This window comes from Stutzerimonas tarimensis (assembly GCF_042648805.1).
Lineage (GTDB): Bacteria > Pseudomonadota > Gammaproteobacteria > Pseudomonadales > Pseudomonadaceae > Azomonas > Azomonas tarimensis.
Genome location: NZ_JBHRXZ010000012.1, coordinates 33,001 through 49,540, shown reverse-complemented (window position 1 = coordinate 49,540; position 16,540 = coordinate 33,001). Strand labels below are relative to the sequence as shown.

Sequence of the window (16,540 nt, the reverse complement as noted above, 5' to 3'; positions counted from 1 at the left end):
CGGTAGGGTTTCAAGCAAAGGATACCGGTAGCTCCAGTCATGCGTCGGGCTGTGCAAAGGGGCTAGAATCGGCCGCTGATTGACCAGGAACGACCCTAGCCCATGTCTGCTGCCGAAACCGCCGCCGAACGCATCGCCCAACTGCGCAGTGAAATCGATGCGCACAACTATCGCTATTATGTGCTCGACGAGCCGAGTGTGCCGGACGCCGAGTACGACCGCCTGTTTCAGGAATTGCAGGCGCTCGAGACCGACTTTCCGCAGCTGGTCACGCCCGAGTCGCCCACCCAGCGAGTGGGTGGGCAGGCGCTGGCCGCTTTCGGGCAGGTGCGCCACGAACTGCCGATGCTCAGCCTGGGCAATGCCTTCGAGGAGCAGGATCTGCTGGACTTCGATCGTCGCGTTCGCGAAGGGCTGGATCTGCCGCCTGGCGACTTGTTCGCTGCGGTCCAGTACAGCTGTGAGCCCAAGCTCGACGGCCTGGCGGTAAGCCTGCTCTACGAAAACGGTCAACTGGTGCGGGGTGCAACCCGTGGCGATGGCTCCACCGGGGAAGATATCACCGCGAACGTCCGCACCGTGCGCAACATCCCCTTGCGCCTGCAGGGCGAGGGCTGGCCGGCTGTGCTGGAGGTGCGTGGCGAAATCTACATGCCCAAGGCGGGCTTCGAGGCGCTCAATATCCGGCAACTGGAGCAGGGCGGCAAACCCTTCGCCAACCCTCGCAACGCGGCGGCCGGCAGCCTGCGCCAGCTGGATCCGAAGATCACCGCGGCAAGGCCGCTGGAGCTCTGCGCATACGGCGTCGGCCGGTGTGACGGGGTGTTGTCCGACACCCATGTCGGTACTCTGCAGGCCCTGCGCGGCTGGGGTTTGCCGATCAGCCGGGAGCTGCAGCTCGCCGATGGCGTCGAAGCCTGCCGCGCCTATTACGAGGACATCGGCACCCGCCGGCAGTCGCTGCCCTACGAGATCGACGGCGTGGTGTTCAAGGTCAACTCGACCGCGCATCAGCGCGAGCTGGGCTTTCGCGCAAGGGAACCGCGCTGGGCCATCGCCCATAAATTTCCCGCCAGCGAGGAAATCACCAGACTGCTTGGCGTGGAGTTCCAGGTCGGCCGTACCGGTGCCATCACGCCGGTAGCGCGCTTAGAGCCTGTTCAGGTGGCCGGCGTCACCGTGGCCAATGCGACCTTGCACAACATGGACGAGGTGGCGCGGCTCGGCGTGATGATTGGCGACACCGTGATCGTTCGCCGCGCAGGGGATGTGATCCCGCAAGTCCTCGGGGTGGTGATCGAGCGCCGTCCCGCGGACGCCACGGCAGTGGAGGTGCCGCAGAGTTGTCCCGTCTGTGGCTCGGCGGTGGAGCGTACCCAGCTGATCAAGCGCGGCAAGGGCCGCGAAACCATCAGCCAGGGGTCGATCTACCGTTGCGTGGGGCGGCTCGCCTGCCAGGCCCAGCTCAAGCAGGCCATCATTCACTTCGTGTCACGCCGCGCCATGGACATCGACGGGCTTGGCGACAAGATCGTCGAGCAACTGGTCGACCGTGGTCTGGTGAAGTCTCCCGCTGACCTCTATACCCTGACTTTCGATGACGTCTTTGCGCTGGAAGGCTTTGCCGAGGTCTCGACCCGCAACCTCCTGGCGGCCATCGATGCCAGTCGCGAGCCGAGCCTGGCGCGTTTCGTGTTCGCGCTGGGCATTCCCGATGTCGGCGAGGAAACCGCCAAGCTGCTGGCTCGTGCACTGGGCTCGCTGGAGCGTATCGCCGCGGCGCTGCCTGAAGTGCTGACCTGGCTGCCCGACGTGGGCCAGGAAGTCGCCCACGAGATCTACAGCTTCTTCAATGACGCGCACAACCGGACCGTGATTGTGCAGTTGCGTGAGCGCGGGGTGAAGGTGCAGGAGGAGGGCGAGTTGAGTCCCGAGTACGCCGCCAGCACCCGTCTGGCCGAACTGCTGGACAAGCTGAACATCCCCTACGTCGCCGCCACCGGAGCCAGGAATCTGGCCGAGCGCTTTGGCAGCCTCGAGGCGATCATCGCTGCTGACTGGCTGGAGCTGTCGACGATGAAGGGGCTCAATGAGCGTGCCCGGCAATCGGTTCGTCAGTTCTTTTCCAACCCCGCCAGTGCCGAGCGGGCCCGGGCCTTGGAAGCCCAACTGCGGGCCTTTGGCATGCACTGGGAAAGCGAGCGCAGGACGGCGACGGGCGCGCCTCTGGCGGGGCAGACCTGGGTGCTTACCGGGACGCTGGAGACCATGAGCCGGGATGCGGCCAAGGAGCGGCTGGAGGCTCTCGGTGCCAAGGTCTCCGGTTCGGTATCGGCCAAGACCCATTGCGTGGTTGCCGGCCCAGGAGCGGGATCGAAGCTCGCCAAGGCCAACGACCTGGGTCTTGCGGTGCTGGACGAGGAGGCTTTCCTGGCACGGCTGGGCGAGCTGGAAGGTTAGCCGGCCTTCGAACGGTATCGGCGCGAAGAGCGACTCAGCTCTTCGCAATCAGATTGCCGGCATGCAGGCCGCATTCCTTGTGCGTTGCCTCTTCCCACCACCAGCGGCCCTCGCGCTCGTGCTGGTTGGGCAGCACCGGGCGGGTGCAGGGCTCGCAGCCGATACTGATGAAGCCGCGTTCGTGCAGGCTGTTGTAAGGGATCTCCAGCATGCGGATGTAACCCCAGACCTCCTCACTCGTCATCTTCGACAGTGGATTGAACTTCACCAAGGGGTGCTCGTCGCTGCCAAAGCTGACGTCCGCCTCGATCACCGGCACATTGCTGCGCGTACCGGGACTCTGGTCGCGCCGCTGGCCGGTGGCCCAGGCGCTGACCGTGGAGAGTTTCCGGCGCAGCGGTTCGATCTTGCGGATGCCGCAGCATTCGCCATGCCCGTCCCGGTAGAAACTGAACAGGCCTTTCTCGCGGACCATGGGCTCGAGCAGTTCGGGCCGAGGTGTGAGGATGTCGATGGACATGCCGTAATGCTCGCGGACCTGCTCGATGAACCGATAGGTTTCGCTATGCAACCGGCCCGTATCGAGGCTGAAGACCTTGACGTTCTTGTTCAGCTTCCAGGCCATGTCCACCAAGACCACGTCTTCCGCGCCGCTGAAGGAAATCCAAAGATCGTCGCCGAAGTGTTCGAAGGCGAGCTTGAGAATGTCTTGCGGGGAGCGGTCCGCGTAGGCGGCGGACAGCGCGGCGACATCAAAGGTCGAAGTCATCTAATCGCATACCTTGTCGAGTTCGGGGCAAGGCACGGATGGTAGCAAAGGCGCTTTATTCCGCTAAATAATCTTTACGCAACCCTGTCCATTGTTTTAGCTATAAAGCCTGCGTTGCTTCACCCCTGGCTTGCCGTTAGAGTGCCCGCTCTCTTTTTCTGCCCGAGGAGTAGTCTGTGGAAATCGCCTGTCTTGACCTGGAAGGTGTGCTGGTTCCGGAAATCTGGATCGCCTTCGCCGAAGCGACCGGAATCGAATCCCTCAAGGCAACGACACGGGACATCCCGGACTACGACGTGCTGATGCGCCAGCGTCTGCGAATCCTCGATGATCACGGCCTCAAGCTGTCGGACATCCAGGCGGTCATCGCCACCCTCAAGCCGCTCGAGGGTGCGCCCGAGTTCGTCGACTGGCTGCGCGAGCGTTTTCAGGTAGTGATTCTATCCGACACCTTCTATGAGTTCTCTCAGCCGCTGATGCGTCAACTGGGCTTCCCGACGTTGCTCTGCCATCGTCTGATCACCGGTGACAACGACCGCGTGGTGGATTATCAGCTGCGTCAGAAGGATCCCAAGCGGCAGTCCGTGCTGGCATTCAAGTCCCTGTACTACCGCGTGATCGCCGCGGGTGATTCGTACAACGACACCACCATGCTCAGCGAGGCCCATGCCGGGATCCTGTTCCATGCCCCCGACAATGTGATCCGCGAGTTTCCGCAATTCCCTGCAGTGCACAGCTTCGAGGATCTGAAGCAGGAGTTTCTCAAGGCGTCGAACCGGACGCTGGCGCCTTAAAACCAACAAGAGCGCTGGGGGCTGTACGACGCCGCTTATCGTCCAGCCTCACTCCCCTTAGAGGCTTTCCAGCGTCTCCATCAGCACCCGGACCTTGGTAATGGATTCGCGGTACTCCGCTTCCCATTCGGAGTCCATCACGATGCCGCCGCCACCCCAGCAACTGGCCTGCCCATCCTGGATGAGCAGGGTGCGGATAGCGATCGAGCTGTCCATCTCGCCCCGCACGTCCAGATAGAGCAACGAACCGCAATAGATGCTGCGGCTGCAGGGTTCGAGCTCGTCGATGATCTGCATGGCGCGGATCTTTGGTGCGCCAGTGATCGAGCCGCCGGGAAAGCTTCCGCCGAGGAGATCGAGCGCATCCTTGCCGTCATCCAGCGTGCCCACGACACTGCTCACCAGATGGTGGACGTTCGGGTAGGTCTCCAGGGCGAACAGCTCCGGCACCCGGATGCTGCCGATACGGCAGCTGCGCCCCAGATCGTTGCGCAGCAGGTCGACGATCATCAGGTTTTCTGCACGATCCTTGGGGCTGTCCAGCAGCGCCTGCGCTTCGGCAGCATCGCTCGCCTCATCCTTGCCTCGCGGGCGGGTGCCCTTGATCGGACGGGTTTCCACCTGTCCCGCGCGGACCTGCAGGAAACGCTCGGGCGACAGGCTGGCGATTACGGCATCCCCGACCTGCATGTAGCCGGCGAAGGGCGTGGGACAGGCTGCGCGCAATGCGCGGTAGGCCTGCCAGGGGTCCCCTTCGCAGGGGGCTCGAAAGCGCTGGGTGTAGTTGACCTGATAGCAGTCGCCGGCGCGGATGTAGTCCTGGATGCGCTCGATGGCCAGCCTGTAGCGCTCGGGAGGTTGGTCGGGTGAGAACGGCGCTTTCAGTCGGAAAGAGGCTTCGGCACCCTCATCCCTGGCAGAGCCAGCAAACAGCCGCGCCAGGCCATCGCGTTCCGCCGGAGCCAGGCTCGGATGAAACACCAGTTGTGAAGTCTGACGCTGATGGTCGGTGATCAGCGCCCAGCCGTAGAGGCCGAAACAGGCGCAGGGAAGTGCCGGGTCCGGGTCGGCCGCTTTGCCGATCCGCTCCAACCGGCGCCCGAACTCATAGTCGAGCATGCCGATCAAGCCGCCCGCGAAGGGCAGTTCGGCTTCGACCTCGGCATGGCCCAGGCGCGTCAGAGCGCCACGCAGGCGCTGGAAAAAGGCGCTGCCGGACTCGCCATCGCCTGGTTGCAGGATCTCCATCGGCCAGGCGCTCATCAGGTCGAAACGGCCGCGGTCGGCTGCGGGGCGCCCGGAGTCGAGCAGGACAGCACCCGGTGCTTGTCGGATGCGGGCAAACCAGTCGCCTGGATCTGCGACATAGGGGAGCGGGCGGCGCTCGCAGGCGCTGGCGCTTGGGGGGGCGCCTGAAGGTCTGCTTTCAGACATGCGGCGGGACATGCCCGAAGGTTTCCTGGGCAAACCGCACTCGCTCTTCGACGGTTTCCTCGATGTCCTTTTCCGCCAGCTCGGCCAGTCGGGCCTCGACGGCATGGGTCCGGTGGGTCAGGCCGCAATCGTTGGCGATCTGGATGTTCAGGCCAGGGCGGGCATTGAGTTCGAGAATCAACGGGCCCTTTTCCTCGTCGAGCACCATGTCCACGCCGATGTAACCCAGGCCGCACAACTCGTAGCAGCCGGCGGCGAGGCGCATGAAGCCGTCCCAGTTGGGTAACTGCACGCCGTCCACCGAGTTGGTGGTGTCGGGGTGCTTGCTGATCTTGTTGTTGAGCCAGGTGCCGCGAAGGGTGATGCCGGTGGCCAGGTCTACGCCGACGCCGATGGCGCCCTGATGCAGGTTGGCCTTGCCATTGGATTGGCGCGTCGGCAGGCGCAACATCGCCATCACCGGATAGCCCATCAGTACGATGATGCGGATATCCGGAACCCCCTCGTAGCTGATGCTCTTGAAGATCGGATCCGGCGTCACGCGATATTCGATCAGCGCCCGGTCGCGCAGCCCACCCAGGGAATAAAGACCGGTGAGGATGCTGGAGATCTGATGCTCGATCTCGTCATGGGTGATGATCCGGCCGGAGACCGTCTTGTAGCGGCCTTCGAAGCGGTCGGCGATCACCAGGATGCCATCACCACCGGCGCCCTGGGCCGGCTTGACGACGAAGTCCTTGTGCCCCTCGATGATCGAGGCGAGCTTGTCGATGTCCTTTTCCGTGGAGATGACGCCATACATTTCGGGGACATGGATGCCCGCTTCGATGGCCTTTTCCTTGGTCAGGATCTTGTCGTCGACAATGGGGTACAGGCTGCGCTTGTTGTATTTGAGCACATAGTCGGCGTTGCGCCGGTTGATTCCCATGATCCCCCGGGCACTCAGCTCCTTCCATGTCTTGATCAGGCCGAACATGGCTTAGTCCTTGAGGAAGGCTTTGAAGCGGAACAGCTCGGTCAGCCGATAACCGCGGTAGCGTCCCATCGCCAGCATGAAGCCAACCAGCACCAGCAGCACTGCCGGGAAGGTGAACACGAAGTACACGAGCTCCGGAACGCTCATCAGGAGGAAGGCCAGCGAACCTGCGATGAGGGTGCCCACCGCCACCTTGAAGGCGTGGCCAGCGCCGCGCTCTTCCCAGGTGATGGACAGGCGTTCGATGGTCATCGTCAGGATCACCATGGGGAACAGCGAGACCGACAGGCCGCGTTCCAACCCGAGCTTGTGGCTGAACAGGCTGATCACCGCGATCAGCACCACGACAAAGGTGAGCACCACGGAAAGCCGCGGCAGCATCTGCAGCTTCAGGTGCTCCAGGTAGGAGCGCAGCGACAAGCCGAGGGCGGTGATCACGGTAAACAGCAGGATGCCGAAGCCCAGCTGGGTTTCCCGGAAGGCGAGGGCGATCAGGACCGGGGTAAAGGTCCCCAGGGTCTGGATCCCGATGAGATTGCGCAGCACCAGGATCACCAGTACCCCGATGGGGATCATGATCATCACCTGGTAGGTCTGCTGGGTGGACAGCGGCAAGCCGTAGAGCGAGTACTCGAGGAAGTCGGCGTCGGTATTCTCGTCGGTCATCTGCGCCAGGCGGATGGCGTTGATCTCACTATTGTTCAGCGTAAAGCTGACCTGTTCGCCGCGACCGCCCTCCAGGGTGATCAGCGGTTCATCGCCGGTCCACCAGATCAGACGATCCTGCGGCAGGCCCTGCTCACCGCTTTGCGGATTGAAGTACAGCCAGCGCTGGCCGTTGTAGCTGCGCAGCCAGAGCTCCGGCGACTGCTGGATATCGGTCTGCAGGCGAATGGTGTGGACCCGTTCCATGGGAACGTGGGCGATGGACAGGATGAGTTCGATCACCCGTACCTTGTTGCTTGGCGAGGTGTCGCCGCCCAGCAGCAGCCTGACGTTATCATCGTTGGTGTTGTTGACCCGCCTGATGGCTTCGCTGATGAAGGTCTCGACGTCCGCCGAATGCTGACGAATCGGCGACAGGAGCGCTTCGGCGGCAATCTTCTCGGGTCCTTCGACGGGAATGCTGTCGCGGAACACCGGGCCGGTGGTCTGGGTGCGCTCTCCGCTGTAGCGCTTGGTCATCGCCAGGCGGTAGTACAGCGTCTGGCGGTCGCTGGCCCGGCGCGCGGACCAGGTCGCCCGGCGATTGCCATCGACGCGGTTGACGCTTACGCCGTAGTTGTTGGAGATGAAGCTCTCGTTGAGGCTGACGAACTCCTGGTTCAGCGGCGGCACGAACATCTGCACCTTGACCGGGCCGCGACCGCTGGCGATGAAGTCGACCTTGGCATCGATGTTCCAAAGGTCGTCGGTCTCCTCCTGGGACACCGGAATGCCGAGCACGAAGATCTGGTAGGCGGTGATCCCTATGCCCAGGCTTGCAAGCAGCAGGATGAGGATTTTCAGATGCAGGTTCAGTGAGCGCATGACAGGGTTTACTCGTCAGTGTCCGCGACAGCGCAGCCGGGTTCATGGAAGGCGAAATTCTGGCTCGGATCCACAAGGGCGCCGAACTGGGTGAGGGCACTGGAGCCGATCAACAGCGGAAATTCGAAACGGCGGCGGTCGGTCAGATTCACTTCGATGCGTTGAAGTGACTCGCCAAGACACATGTCGAGCTCGATGACTGGGCGGGACGTATAGGTCTTGTCGTCTTCGGCGACATCGCCAGCGCGTCGCTTGATGCGGCTGGTGCGCGCCAGCGGGCGCTCGACGATCACCGGGTCGGTGTCTTCGAGCCCAAGGGTGAAGCGCACCCAGCGTTCGCCGTCGCGTCTGAAATGGACGATGTCCCATGCGCTCAGCGAAGCGGTCTGCGCCCCGGTATCGAGTTTGGCCGGTAATTGCAGGCCCAGATCCGGAAGCCCGACATGCTCGCTCAGGCCGAAGATGGTCTTGCCGCTGGCTAGGCCAAGGCTCGGAATGAACAGCAGGCAGGAAAACAACAGTGCGAAAGATTTCAGACGTGTAGATCCTGATAGGGCCGAGGAATAAGGGACGTCCGGCGTTGGGGTGCCGCCGAAACCTGTCTGGAGGCGAGCGCCGCAAGGGCGCAACGGGCGCGCATTCTAGCATGAGGGCCGGCAGGCGGCGACAGACCCGAAACCGCATGAAAAGATTGACGCTGAGCAAGGCCAGACGAGGATCTGTCGACAATAGTCGTAGCTGCTATTGACGTTATGGCTTCTGCCGCCTAGATTCTGGCCAACGAAACCAGTGATTGTCGACAATATGGTCAGCGCCTTTGAAATCCCGCCAGCCGCCACGGAAGACAACGGAACCCTGTCCGAGCATGTCTTCCGCCAGATCCAGGGCGCCATCGTGCGTGGCGAGATTCCGCCGGGCGCGAAGATCTCCGAGCCAGAGCTGGCGCGTACCTATGGCATCAGCCGAGGGCCGCTGCGCGAGGCCATCCACCGTCTCGAAGGGCAGAAGCTGCTGGTCCGGGTGCCGCATGTGGGCGCGCGGGTCGTCTCGCTCAACCATGCCGAGCTGCTGGAACTCTACGAGATTCGCGAGTCGCTGGAAGGGATGGCCTGCCGCCTTGCCGCCGAGCGCATGAGTCAGGGCGAAATCGACGAACTGCGCCGGGTGCTGGAAACCCACGAGCGGGACGAAGCCTTCAGGGCGGGGGTGGGGTACTACCAGCAGGAAGGTGACTTCGATTTCCACTACCGGATCATCCAGGGCAGTGGCAACGCGACCCTGACCCGAATGCTTTGCGGTGAGTTGTACCAGCTCGTGCGCATGTACCGGATCCAGTATTCGGCGACACCGAACCGGCCCCATCAGGCCTTCAATGAACATCACCGCATTCTCGACGCTATCACCGATCGGGACGGAGAGCTGGCCGAGCTGCTCATGCGACGCCACATCGCCGCCTCACGTCGCAACGTGGAGCGTCACCATCACAACCAGAACAACTGCAACCGAGGTGAGCAATGACTCAAATATCTGCCGGGCAGCGTTTCCGAGACGCCCTAGCCGCCGAACATCCGCTGCAGGTGGTGGGCGCGATCAATGCCAACCACGCCCTGCTGGCCAAGCGTGCGGGCTTCAAGGCTATCTATCTGTCCGGAGGCGGCGTGGCAGCCGGCTCGCTGGGCCTGCCGGACCTGGGCATCACCGGGCTGGATGACGTGCTCACCGACGTGCGCCGCATCACCGATGTGTGTGATCTGCCCCTGCTGGTGGATGTCGATACCGGCTTCGGCTCCTCGGCATTCAACGTGGCGCGGACGGTCAAGTCGATGATCAAGTTCGGTGCCGCCGCCATCCACATCGAGGATCAGGTCGGCGCCAAGCGTTGCGGCCATCGTCCGAACAAGGAAATCGTCTCGCTGCAGGAGATGGTCGACCGGGTCAAGGCGGCGGTGGACGCCCGTACCGACGACAGCTTCGTGATCATGGCGCGTACCGATGCGCTGGCGGTGGAAGGGCTCGAAGCTGCCCTTGAGCGCGCCGAGGCCTGCATCGAAGCCGGTGCGGACATGATCTTCCCGGAAGCCATCACCGAGCTGGCGATGTACAAGACCTTCGCCGACCGGGTGAAGGCACCGATTCTGGCCAACATCACCGAATTCGGTGCGACGCCGCTGTACACCACCGAGGAGCTCGCATCGGTGGACGTATCGCTGGTGCTCTACCCGCTATCGGCGTTCCGAGCCATGAACAAGGCAGCGGAAAACGTCTACACCGCCCTGCGCCGCGATGGCACCCAGAAGAATGTCATCGACACCATGCAGACTCGCATGGAGCTTTACGACCGCATCAACTACCACGCCTTCGAACAGCACCTTGACGCCTTGTTCGCTGGCAAGAAGTGACAGGCGCGCCCGGGCTTCCCGGCGCTAACGCAATCAGCATCAAAACACCAAAATAAGTACAAAAGGAGAAACGCGATGAGCGCTACCCCAGAAACGACCGGCTTCAAGCCCAAGAAGTCCGTGGCCCTGAGTGGCACCGCCGCCGGCAATACCGCCCTGTGCACCGTCGGCCGTAGTGGTAACGACCTGCATTACCGTGGCTACGACATCCTCGATGTGGCCACCACCTGCGAGTTCGAGGAAATTGCTTACCTGCTGGTGCACGGCAAGCTGCCCAATGTCGCCGAACTGGCCGGCTACAAGGCCAAGCTCAAGGCTCTGCGCGGCCTGCCCGCCGGCGTCAAGGCTGCCTTGGAGCAATTGCCGCCGTCGGCCCACCCGATGGATGTGATGCGCACCGCTGTCTCCGTGCTGGGTTGCCTTTCTCCCGAGAAGGATGACCACAACCATCCCGGCGCTCGCGACATCGCCGACAAGCTGATGGCCTCGCTGGGCTCGATGCTGCTGTACTGGTATCACTACAGCCACAACGGCAAGCGCATCGAGGTGGAAACCGATGACGACTCCATCGGCGGCCACTTCCTGCACCTGCTGCATGGCGAAAAGCCTTGCGAGTCCTGGGTGCGCGCGATGCACACCTCGCTGATTCTCTATGCCGAGCACGAGTTCAACGCCTCAACCTTTACCTCACGGGTCATCGGCGGCACCGGCTCGGACATGTTCTCCTGCATCACCGGCTCCATCGGTGCCCTGCGCGGAGCCAAACACGGCGGCGCCAACGAGGTGGCCTTCGAGATCCAGAAGCGCTACGAGACGCCTGATGAAGCCGAAGCCGACATCCGTGCCCGCGTCGAGAAGAAGGAAGTGGTGATCGGCTTTGGACATCCCGTCTACACCGTCGCGGACCCGCGCAACAAGGTGATCAAGGAAGTGGCCCGCGAACTCTCCGCCGAGCAGGGCAACATGAAGATGTACGACATCGCCGAGCGCCTGGAATCGGTGATGTGGGACGTCAAGAAGATGTTCCCCAACCTGGATTGGTTCAGCGCCGTCAGCTACCACATGATGGGCGTGCCAACCGCCATGTTTACCCCGCTGTTCGTGATTGCGCGCACGTCCGGCTGGTCCTCCCACGTCATAGAGCAGCGCATCGACGGCAAGATCATCCGGCCGAGCGCCAACTATACCGGGCCGGAAAATCTGACCTTCGTTCCGCTCAAGGATCGCAAGTAAATGAACACTCAATACCGCAAGCGGTTGCCGGACACCGCGCTGGATTACTTCGACGCACGCGAAGCGGTCGAAGCCATCCAGCCGGGCGCCTATGCGACCCTGCCGTACACCTCGCGTGTATTGGCGGAAAACCTGGTGCGTCGCTGTGACCCCGCGGCGCTGACCGACTCGCTCAAGCAGCTGATCGAACGCAAGCGCGACCTGGACTTTCCCTGGTACCCGGCGCGCGTGGTCTGTCACGACATCCTTGGTCAGACGGCTCTGGTCGATCTGGCCGGGCTGCGCGACGCCATTGCCGAGCAGGGCGGCGATCCGGCCAAGGTCAACCCGGTGGTGCCGACCCAGCTTATCGTCGACCACTCGCTGGCGGTGGAGTGGGGTGGTTTCGATCCGGACGCGTTCGAGAAGAACCGGGCCATCGAGGATCGTCGCAACGAGGACCGGTTTCACTTCATCGATTGGACCAAGACTGCCTTCAAGAACGTCGATGTGATCCCGGCGGGCAACGGCATCATGCATCAGATCAACCTGGAGAAAATGTCTCCGGTGATCCAGGCGCGTGACGGTGTGGCTTACCCCGACACCTGTGTCGGCACCGACAGCCACACGCCGCACGTCGACGCGCTCGGTGTGATCGCAGTCGGCGTGGGCGGGCTGGAAGCGGAGACGGTCATGCTCGGCCGTGCCTCGATGATGCGTCTGCCGGACATCGTCGGCGTCGAGCTGACCGGAAGCCGCCAGCCAGGCATCACCGCCACCGACATCGTACTGGCTCTGACCGAGTTCCTGCGCAAGCAGCGGGTCGTGGGCGCCTACCTCGAGTTTTTCGGCGAGGGTGCTTCGAGCCTGACCATCGGCGATCGCGCAACCATCTCCAACATGACACCGGAGTACGGTGCCACGGCGGCGATGTTCTACATCGACGAGCAGACCGTCGATTACCTGAAGCTAACCGGTCGCGAACCCGAGCAGGTGGCGCTGGTGGAGCATTACGCGCGGACGACTGGCCTTTGGGCGGATAGCCTGAGAGCCGTGCAGTACGAGCGCGTATTGAGCTTCGACCTGTCGAGCGTCACGCGCAGCATGGCCGGCCCTTCCAACCCGCACGCCCTGGTGGCGACCAGCGATCTGGCTGAGAAGGGCATTGCCGGCAAGTGGGACGAAGTGCCTGGCCAGATGCCCGATGGCGCCGTGATCATCGCCGCGATCACCAGCTGCACCAACACCAGCAACCCGCGCAACGTCGTCGCCGCTGGCCTACTGGCCAAGAAAGCCAACGAGCTGGGCCTGGTTCGTAAGCCTTGGGTGAAGTCATCTTTCGCGCCGGGTTCGAAGGTGGCGCGCCTGTACCTTGAGGAGTCGGGCTTGCTTCCAGAACTGGAGAAGCTCGGTTTCGGCATCGTGGCGTACGCCTGCACCACCTGCAACGGCATGTCCGGCGCGCTGGATCCGGCGATCCAGCAAGAGATCATCGACCGCGATCTGTACGCCACGGCGGTACTGTCCGGCAATCGCAACTTCGATGGCCGCATTCACCCGTACGCCAAGCAGGCCTTCTTGGCATCCCCGCCGCTGGTGGTGGCCTATGCCATCGCAGGCACCATCCGTTTCGATATCGAGAAGGATGTGCTGGGGGCGGATCGAAACGGCAATCCGGTGACACTCAAGGATCTCTGGCCTTCCGACGATGAAATCGACGCCATCGTCGCTGCCAGCGTCAAGCCGGAGCAGTTCAACCAGATCTACATTCCGATGTTCGATCTGGGCAAGGTGGAAGAAGCCAAGAGCCCACTTTACGATTGGCGTCCGCAAAGCACTTACATTCGCCGTCCGCCATACTGGGAGGGCGCATTGGCAGGTGAGCGCAGCCTCAAAGGCATGCAGCCGCTGGCCGTGCTCGGCGACAACATCACCACCGACCACCTGTCCCCGTCCAACGCCATCATGGCCAACAGCGCGGCGGGCGAATACCTGGCGAAGATGGGCCTGCCGGAAGAGGACTTCAACTCCTACGCGACTCACCGGGGTGACCACCTCACCGCGCAGCGCGCCACCTTTGCCAATCCCAAGCTGATCAACGAGATGGCCGTGGTGGATGGCAAGGTCAAGCAGGGTTCGCTGGCGCGGCTCGAGCCAGAGGGTCAGGTCGTGCGCATGTGGGAAGCCATCGAGACCTATATGGAACGCAAGCAGCCGCTGATCATCATCGCTGGGGCTGATTACGGTCAGGGTTCTTCCCGTGACTGGGCTGCCAAGGGTGTGCGGCTCGCCGGTGTCGAGGCCATTGCGGCCGAGGGGTTCGAGCGGATCCACCGTACCAACCTGATCGGCATGGGCGTGTTGCCGCTGGAGTTCCAGCCGGGCACCAACCGCCTCACGCTGCGGATCGACGGCACCGAGACCTTCGACGTGATGGGCGAGCGGACCCCCCGTGCGACCCTGACGCTGGTCATTACCCGTCGGGACGGCGAAAAGCTCGACGTTCCGGTCACCTGCCGCCTGGATACGGCTGAAGAAGTCTCGATCTACGAGGCGGGTGGCGTGCTCCAGCGTTTCGCCAAGGACTTCCTCGAGTCCGAGGCCGTGGCCTGAGCAGCTGGCCTGCGGCGGGAGGGTTGCCCGCCGCGGGCCATGCGCTGCATCCATGCGACGGGCGAAAGCCCGTCGAGTGGCTTCTCTATCCGGTCCCGGTGTCCAGCAGGCATGCCGGGCTTCAACAGGACGATGATCCATGCCCCACGTACCCCAGATCAGGATTCCGGCCACCTATATGCGCGGTGGCACCAGCAAGGGCGTGTTTTTCCGCCTGACCGATTTGCCCGAGGCCGCCCAGGTTCCAGGCGAGGCGCGCGACCGGCTGCTGCTTCGCGTGATCGGAAGCCCCGACCCCTACGGCAAGCAGATCGATGGCATGGGTGGCGCGACTTCCAGTACCAGCAAGACGGTGATCGTCGCCAGGAGCAACCAGCCCGACCATGACGTGGACTACCTGTTCGGCCAGGTGTCCATCGACACGGCGTTCGTGGACTGGAGCGGCAACTGCGGGAATCTCTCCTCGGCCGTCGGATCCTTCGCGGTGTCGGCCGGCCTGGTGGATCCCGCGCGGGTTCCACAAAACGGCATCTGCACCGTGCGCATCTGGCAGGCCAACATCAGCAAGACCATCATCGCGCATGTGCCCATTACCGAGGGCGAGGTGCAGGAAACCGGTGATTTCGAACTGGATGGCGTGACCTTTCCGGCAGCCGAGGTGCAGATCGAGTTCATGGATCCGGCCGACGAAGGCGAAGGCGAGGGGGGTGGCTCGATGTTTCCCACCGGCAACCTGGTCGACGACCTGGAGGTTCCCGGCGTCGGTACCCTGAACGCAACCATGATCAATGCCGGCATTCCGACCATCTTCGTCAATGCCGAAGACATCGGTTATACCGGCACCGAGCTGCAGGATGCGATCAATAGCGATCCCAAGGCGCTGACCATGTTCGAGACCATCCGTGCTTATGGCGCGTTGCGCATGGGGCTGATCCAGCATCTCGAGGAGGCTGCCAAACGCCAGCACACGCCCAAGATCGCCTTTGTCGCCAAGCCGGCCGATTACCGCTCCTCGAGCGGCAAGTCGGTCGCCGCGAGCGATGTCGACCTTCTGGTGCGGGCCCTTTCGATGGGCAAGCTGCACCACGCGATGATGGGAACGGCGGCCGTGGCCATCGGTACTGCCGCGGCCATCCCGGGCACCCTGGTCAGCCTGGCGGCGGGCGGTCGCGCCCGGGACGCGGTGCGCTTCGGTCACCCTTCCGGCACCTTGCGGGTGGGTGCCGAGGCGACCCAGGTCGACGGAGAGTGGCAGGTGAAAAAGGCAGTCATGAGCCGCAGTGCCCGGGTGCTCATGGAAGGTTGGGTGCGGGTTCCCGGTGACGCCTTCTGAGTGACAGCTCCACCGCTCGGTAATGCCAGATAGGCCGGGATAGCATTCCGGCCTTTTCTGTACGCCTGGTCCGATAGGCGAAATTTTGTGACTGTTTCGTTGTCCTACTTCAGTCTGCGTTCGACGCCTTTTTCCACCAGGATCTTGGCGGAGATCTCTTCCACTGAATAGTGCGTCGAATTGATGTAGGCGATGTTTTCGCGCCGGAAGAGTTGCTCGACTTCGCGAACTTCGAATTCGCACTGGGCATAACTGGCGTAACGGCTGTTGGCCTTGCGTTCGTTACGAATCGCCGCGAGGCGTTCCGGGTCGATAGTCAGGCCGAAGAGCTTCTCGCGGTACTCCTTGAGTGCGGCAGGGAGTTGTAGTTTCTCCATGTCGTCTTCGGTCAGCGGGTAGTTGGCGGCACGTATGCCAAACTGCATGGCCATGTACAAACAGGTAGGGGTTTTGCCGCAGCGGGAAACGCCGACAAGAATCAGATCGGCCTTGTCGTAATAACGGGTACGGGCGCCGTCATCGTTATCGAGCGCGAAGTTCACCGCCTCGATGCGCTCCATGTACTTGCTGTTATGCGTGATGGAGTGGGACTTGCCCACGGAGTAGGAGGAACGTGCAAGGAGTTCATGTTCCAGAGGAGCGAGAAAGGACGAGAAGATGTCGATCATGAAGCCATTGGACTCGGCCAGGACATCCCGGATTTCCTGGTTCACGAGCGTATCGAAGATCACCGGCCTGGCGCCGTCCCTCTCTGCCGCCGCATTGATTTGCTGTACCATCAGCCGCGCCTTCTCAGGCGTGTCGATGTACGGGCGAGTCAGTTTCGTGAAAGTGATGTTCTCGAATTGCGCCAGCAGGCTCTGGCCGAGGGTTTCGGCTGTGATGCCGGTGCCGTCCGAGATAAAGAAAGCGGTTCGTTTCATTGCACCCTGGCCCTTGAGTCAAGCATTTGCCCCAGCTGCTATAGTAGCTGTAGCCATTTCGCCGGGTTACTTAATTTCGCAGCATTGTCACTCATTT

General features: G+C 62.6%; 13 protein-coding genes. 7 read left to right on the top strand and 6 right to left on the bottom strand.

All coding sequences use genetic code 11. From position 1 onward, the window contains the following. The first annotated feature begins 102 nt into the window (after positions 1-102). Positions 103-2,460 carry an NAD-dependent DNA ligase LigA gene (gene ligA / locus ACFOMF_RS04300; protein ID WP_386361583.1) on the top strand — a complete coding sequence of 786 codons (2,358 nt, stop codon included), beginning with the start codon at positions 103-105 and terminating at the stop codon, positions 2,458-2,460. 34 nt (positions 2,461-2,494) lie between these two features. On the opposite strand, the gene ACFOMF_RS04295 is transcribed toward ligA, so the two are convergent. Continuing rightward, a complete protein-coding gene (locus tag ACFOMF_RS04295) occupies positions 2,495-3,229 on the bottom strand; it encodes a phosphoadenylyl-sulfate reductase (RefSeq protein WP_386361581.1) in 735 nt (244 codons plus the stop codon). Between the two features lie 176 nt (positions 3,230-3,405). On the opposite strand from ACFOMF_RS04295, the gene thrH reads away from it, so the two are divergent. After that, positions 3,406-4,023, top strand: coding sequence for a bifunctional phosphoserine phosphatase/homoserine phosphotransferase ThrH (gene thrH / locus ACFOMF_RS04290; RefSeq protein ID WP_386361579.1), 618 nt, complete (start codon positions 3,406-3,408; stop codon positions 4,021-4,023). Positions 4,024-4,080: 57 nt separating this feature from the next. Here the strand turns inward: thrH and pabB are convergent, their stop codons facing one another. From pabB to ACFOMF_RS04270, 4 genes are read right to left on the bottom strand one after another with little or no spacing between them, the layout of a single operon-like run. After that, positions 4,081-5,457: an aminodeoxychorismate synthase component I gene (pabB, locus tag ACFOMF_RS04285; RefSeq protein WP_386361811.1), complete on the bottom strand. Its 1,377-nt coding sequence runs from the start codon at positions 5,455-5,457 to the stop codon at positions 4,081-4,083. Beyond that, positions 5,450-6,433, bottom strand: coding sequence for an alpha-L-glutamate ligase-like protein (locus ACFOMF_RS04280; RefSeq protein WP_386361577.1), 984 nt, complete (start codon positions 6,431-6,433; stop codon positions 5,450-5,452). The genes pabB and ACFOMF_RS04280 overlap by 8 nt, the downstream gene beginning before the upstream one ends. Before the next feature lie 3 nt (positions 6,434-6,436). Further along, entirely contained in the window at positions 6,437-7,963 is a 1,527-nt protein-coding gene (gene rloB, locus ACFOMF_RS04275; RefSeq protein ID WP_386361575.1) for an osmotic stress tolerance membrane protein RloB, read from the bottom strand. Between the two features lie 8 nt (positions 7,964-7,971). Further along, on the bottom strand, positions 7,972-8,484 hold the full coding sequence (locus tag ACFOMF_RS04270; protein WP_386361809.1) for an ATP-dependent zinc protease family protein: 513 nt from the start codon (positions 8,482-8,484) through the stop codon (positions 7,972-7,974). Positions 8,485-8,767: 283 nt separating this feature from the next. Between ACFOMF_RS04270 and ACFOMF_RS04265 the strand changes: the two genes are divergently transcribed. The 5 genes from ACFOMF_RS04265 (at position 8,768) to prpF (ending at position 15,520) form a co-directional block, all read left to right on the top strand. Further along, a complete protein-coding gene (locus ACFOMF_RS04265) occupies positions 8,768-9,481 on the top strand; it encodes a GntR family transcriptional regulator (protein WP_386361807.1) in 714 nt (237 codons plus the stop codon). Beyond that, entirely contained in the window at positions 9,478-10,362 is an 885-nt protein-coding gene (gene prpB / locus ACFOMF_RS04260) for a methylisocitrate lyase (protein ID WP_386361573.1), read from the top strand. Before ACFOMF_RS04265 ends, prpB begins: the two co-directional genes overlap by 4 nt. A gap of 75 nt (positions 10,363-10,437) precedes the next feature. Continuing rightward, complete coding sequence (gene prpC, locus ACFOMF_RS04255; RefSeq protein ID WP_386361571.1) at positions 10,438-11,595, top strand: bifunctional 2-methylcitrate synthase/citrate synthase; 1,158 nt, start codon at positions 10,438-10,440, stop codon at positions 11,593-11,595. Next, positions 11,596-14,187, top strand: coding sequence for a Fe/S-dependent 2-methylisocitrate dehydratase AcnD (gene acnD, locus ACFOMF_RS04250; RefSeq protein WP_386361569.1), 2,592 nt, complete (start codon positions 11,596-11,598; stop codon positions 14,185-14,187). A gap of 139 nt (positions 14,188-14,326) precedes the next feature. Then, entirely contained in the window at positions 14,327-15,520 is a 1,194-nt protein-coding gene (gene prpF, locus ACFOMF_RS04245) for a 2-methylaconitate cis-trans isomerase PrpF (RefSeq protein WP_386361567.1), read from the top strand. Positions 15,521-15,624: 104 nt separating this feature from the next. Here prpF and ppsR read toward each other — a convergent pair whose 3' ends face one another. Further along, positions 15,625-16,443 carry a posphoenolpyruvate synthetase regulatory kinase/phosphorylase PpsR gene (gene ppsR, locus ACFOMF_RS04240; RefSeq protein ID WP_386361565.1) on the bottom strand — a complete coding sequence of 273 codons (819 nt, stop codon included), beginning with the start codon at positions 16,441-16,443 and terminating at the stop codon, positions 15,625-15,627. Positions 16,444-16,540: the final 97 nt, after the last annotated feature.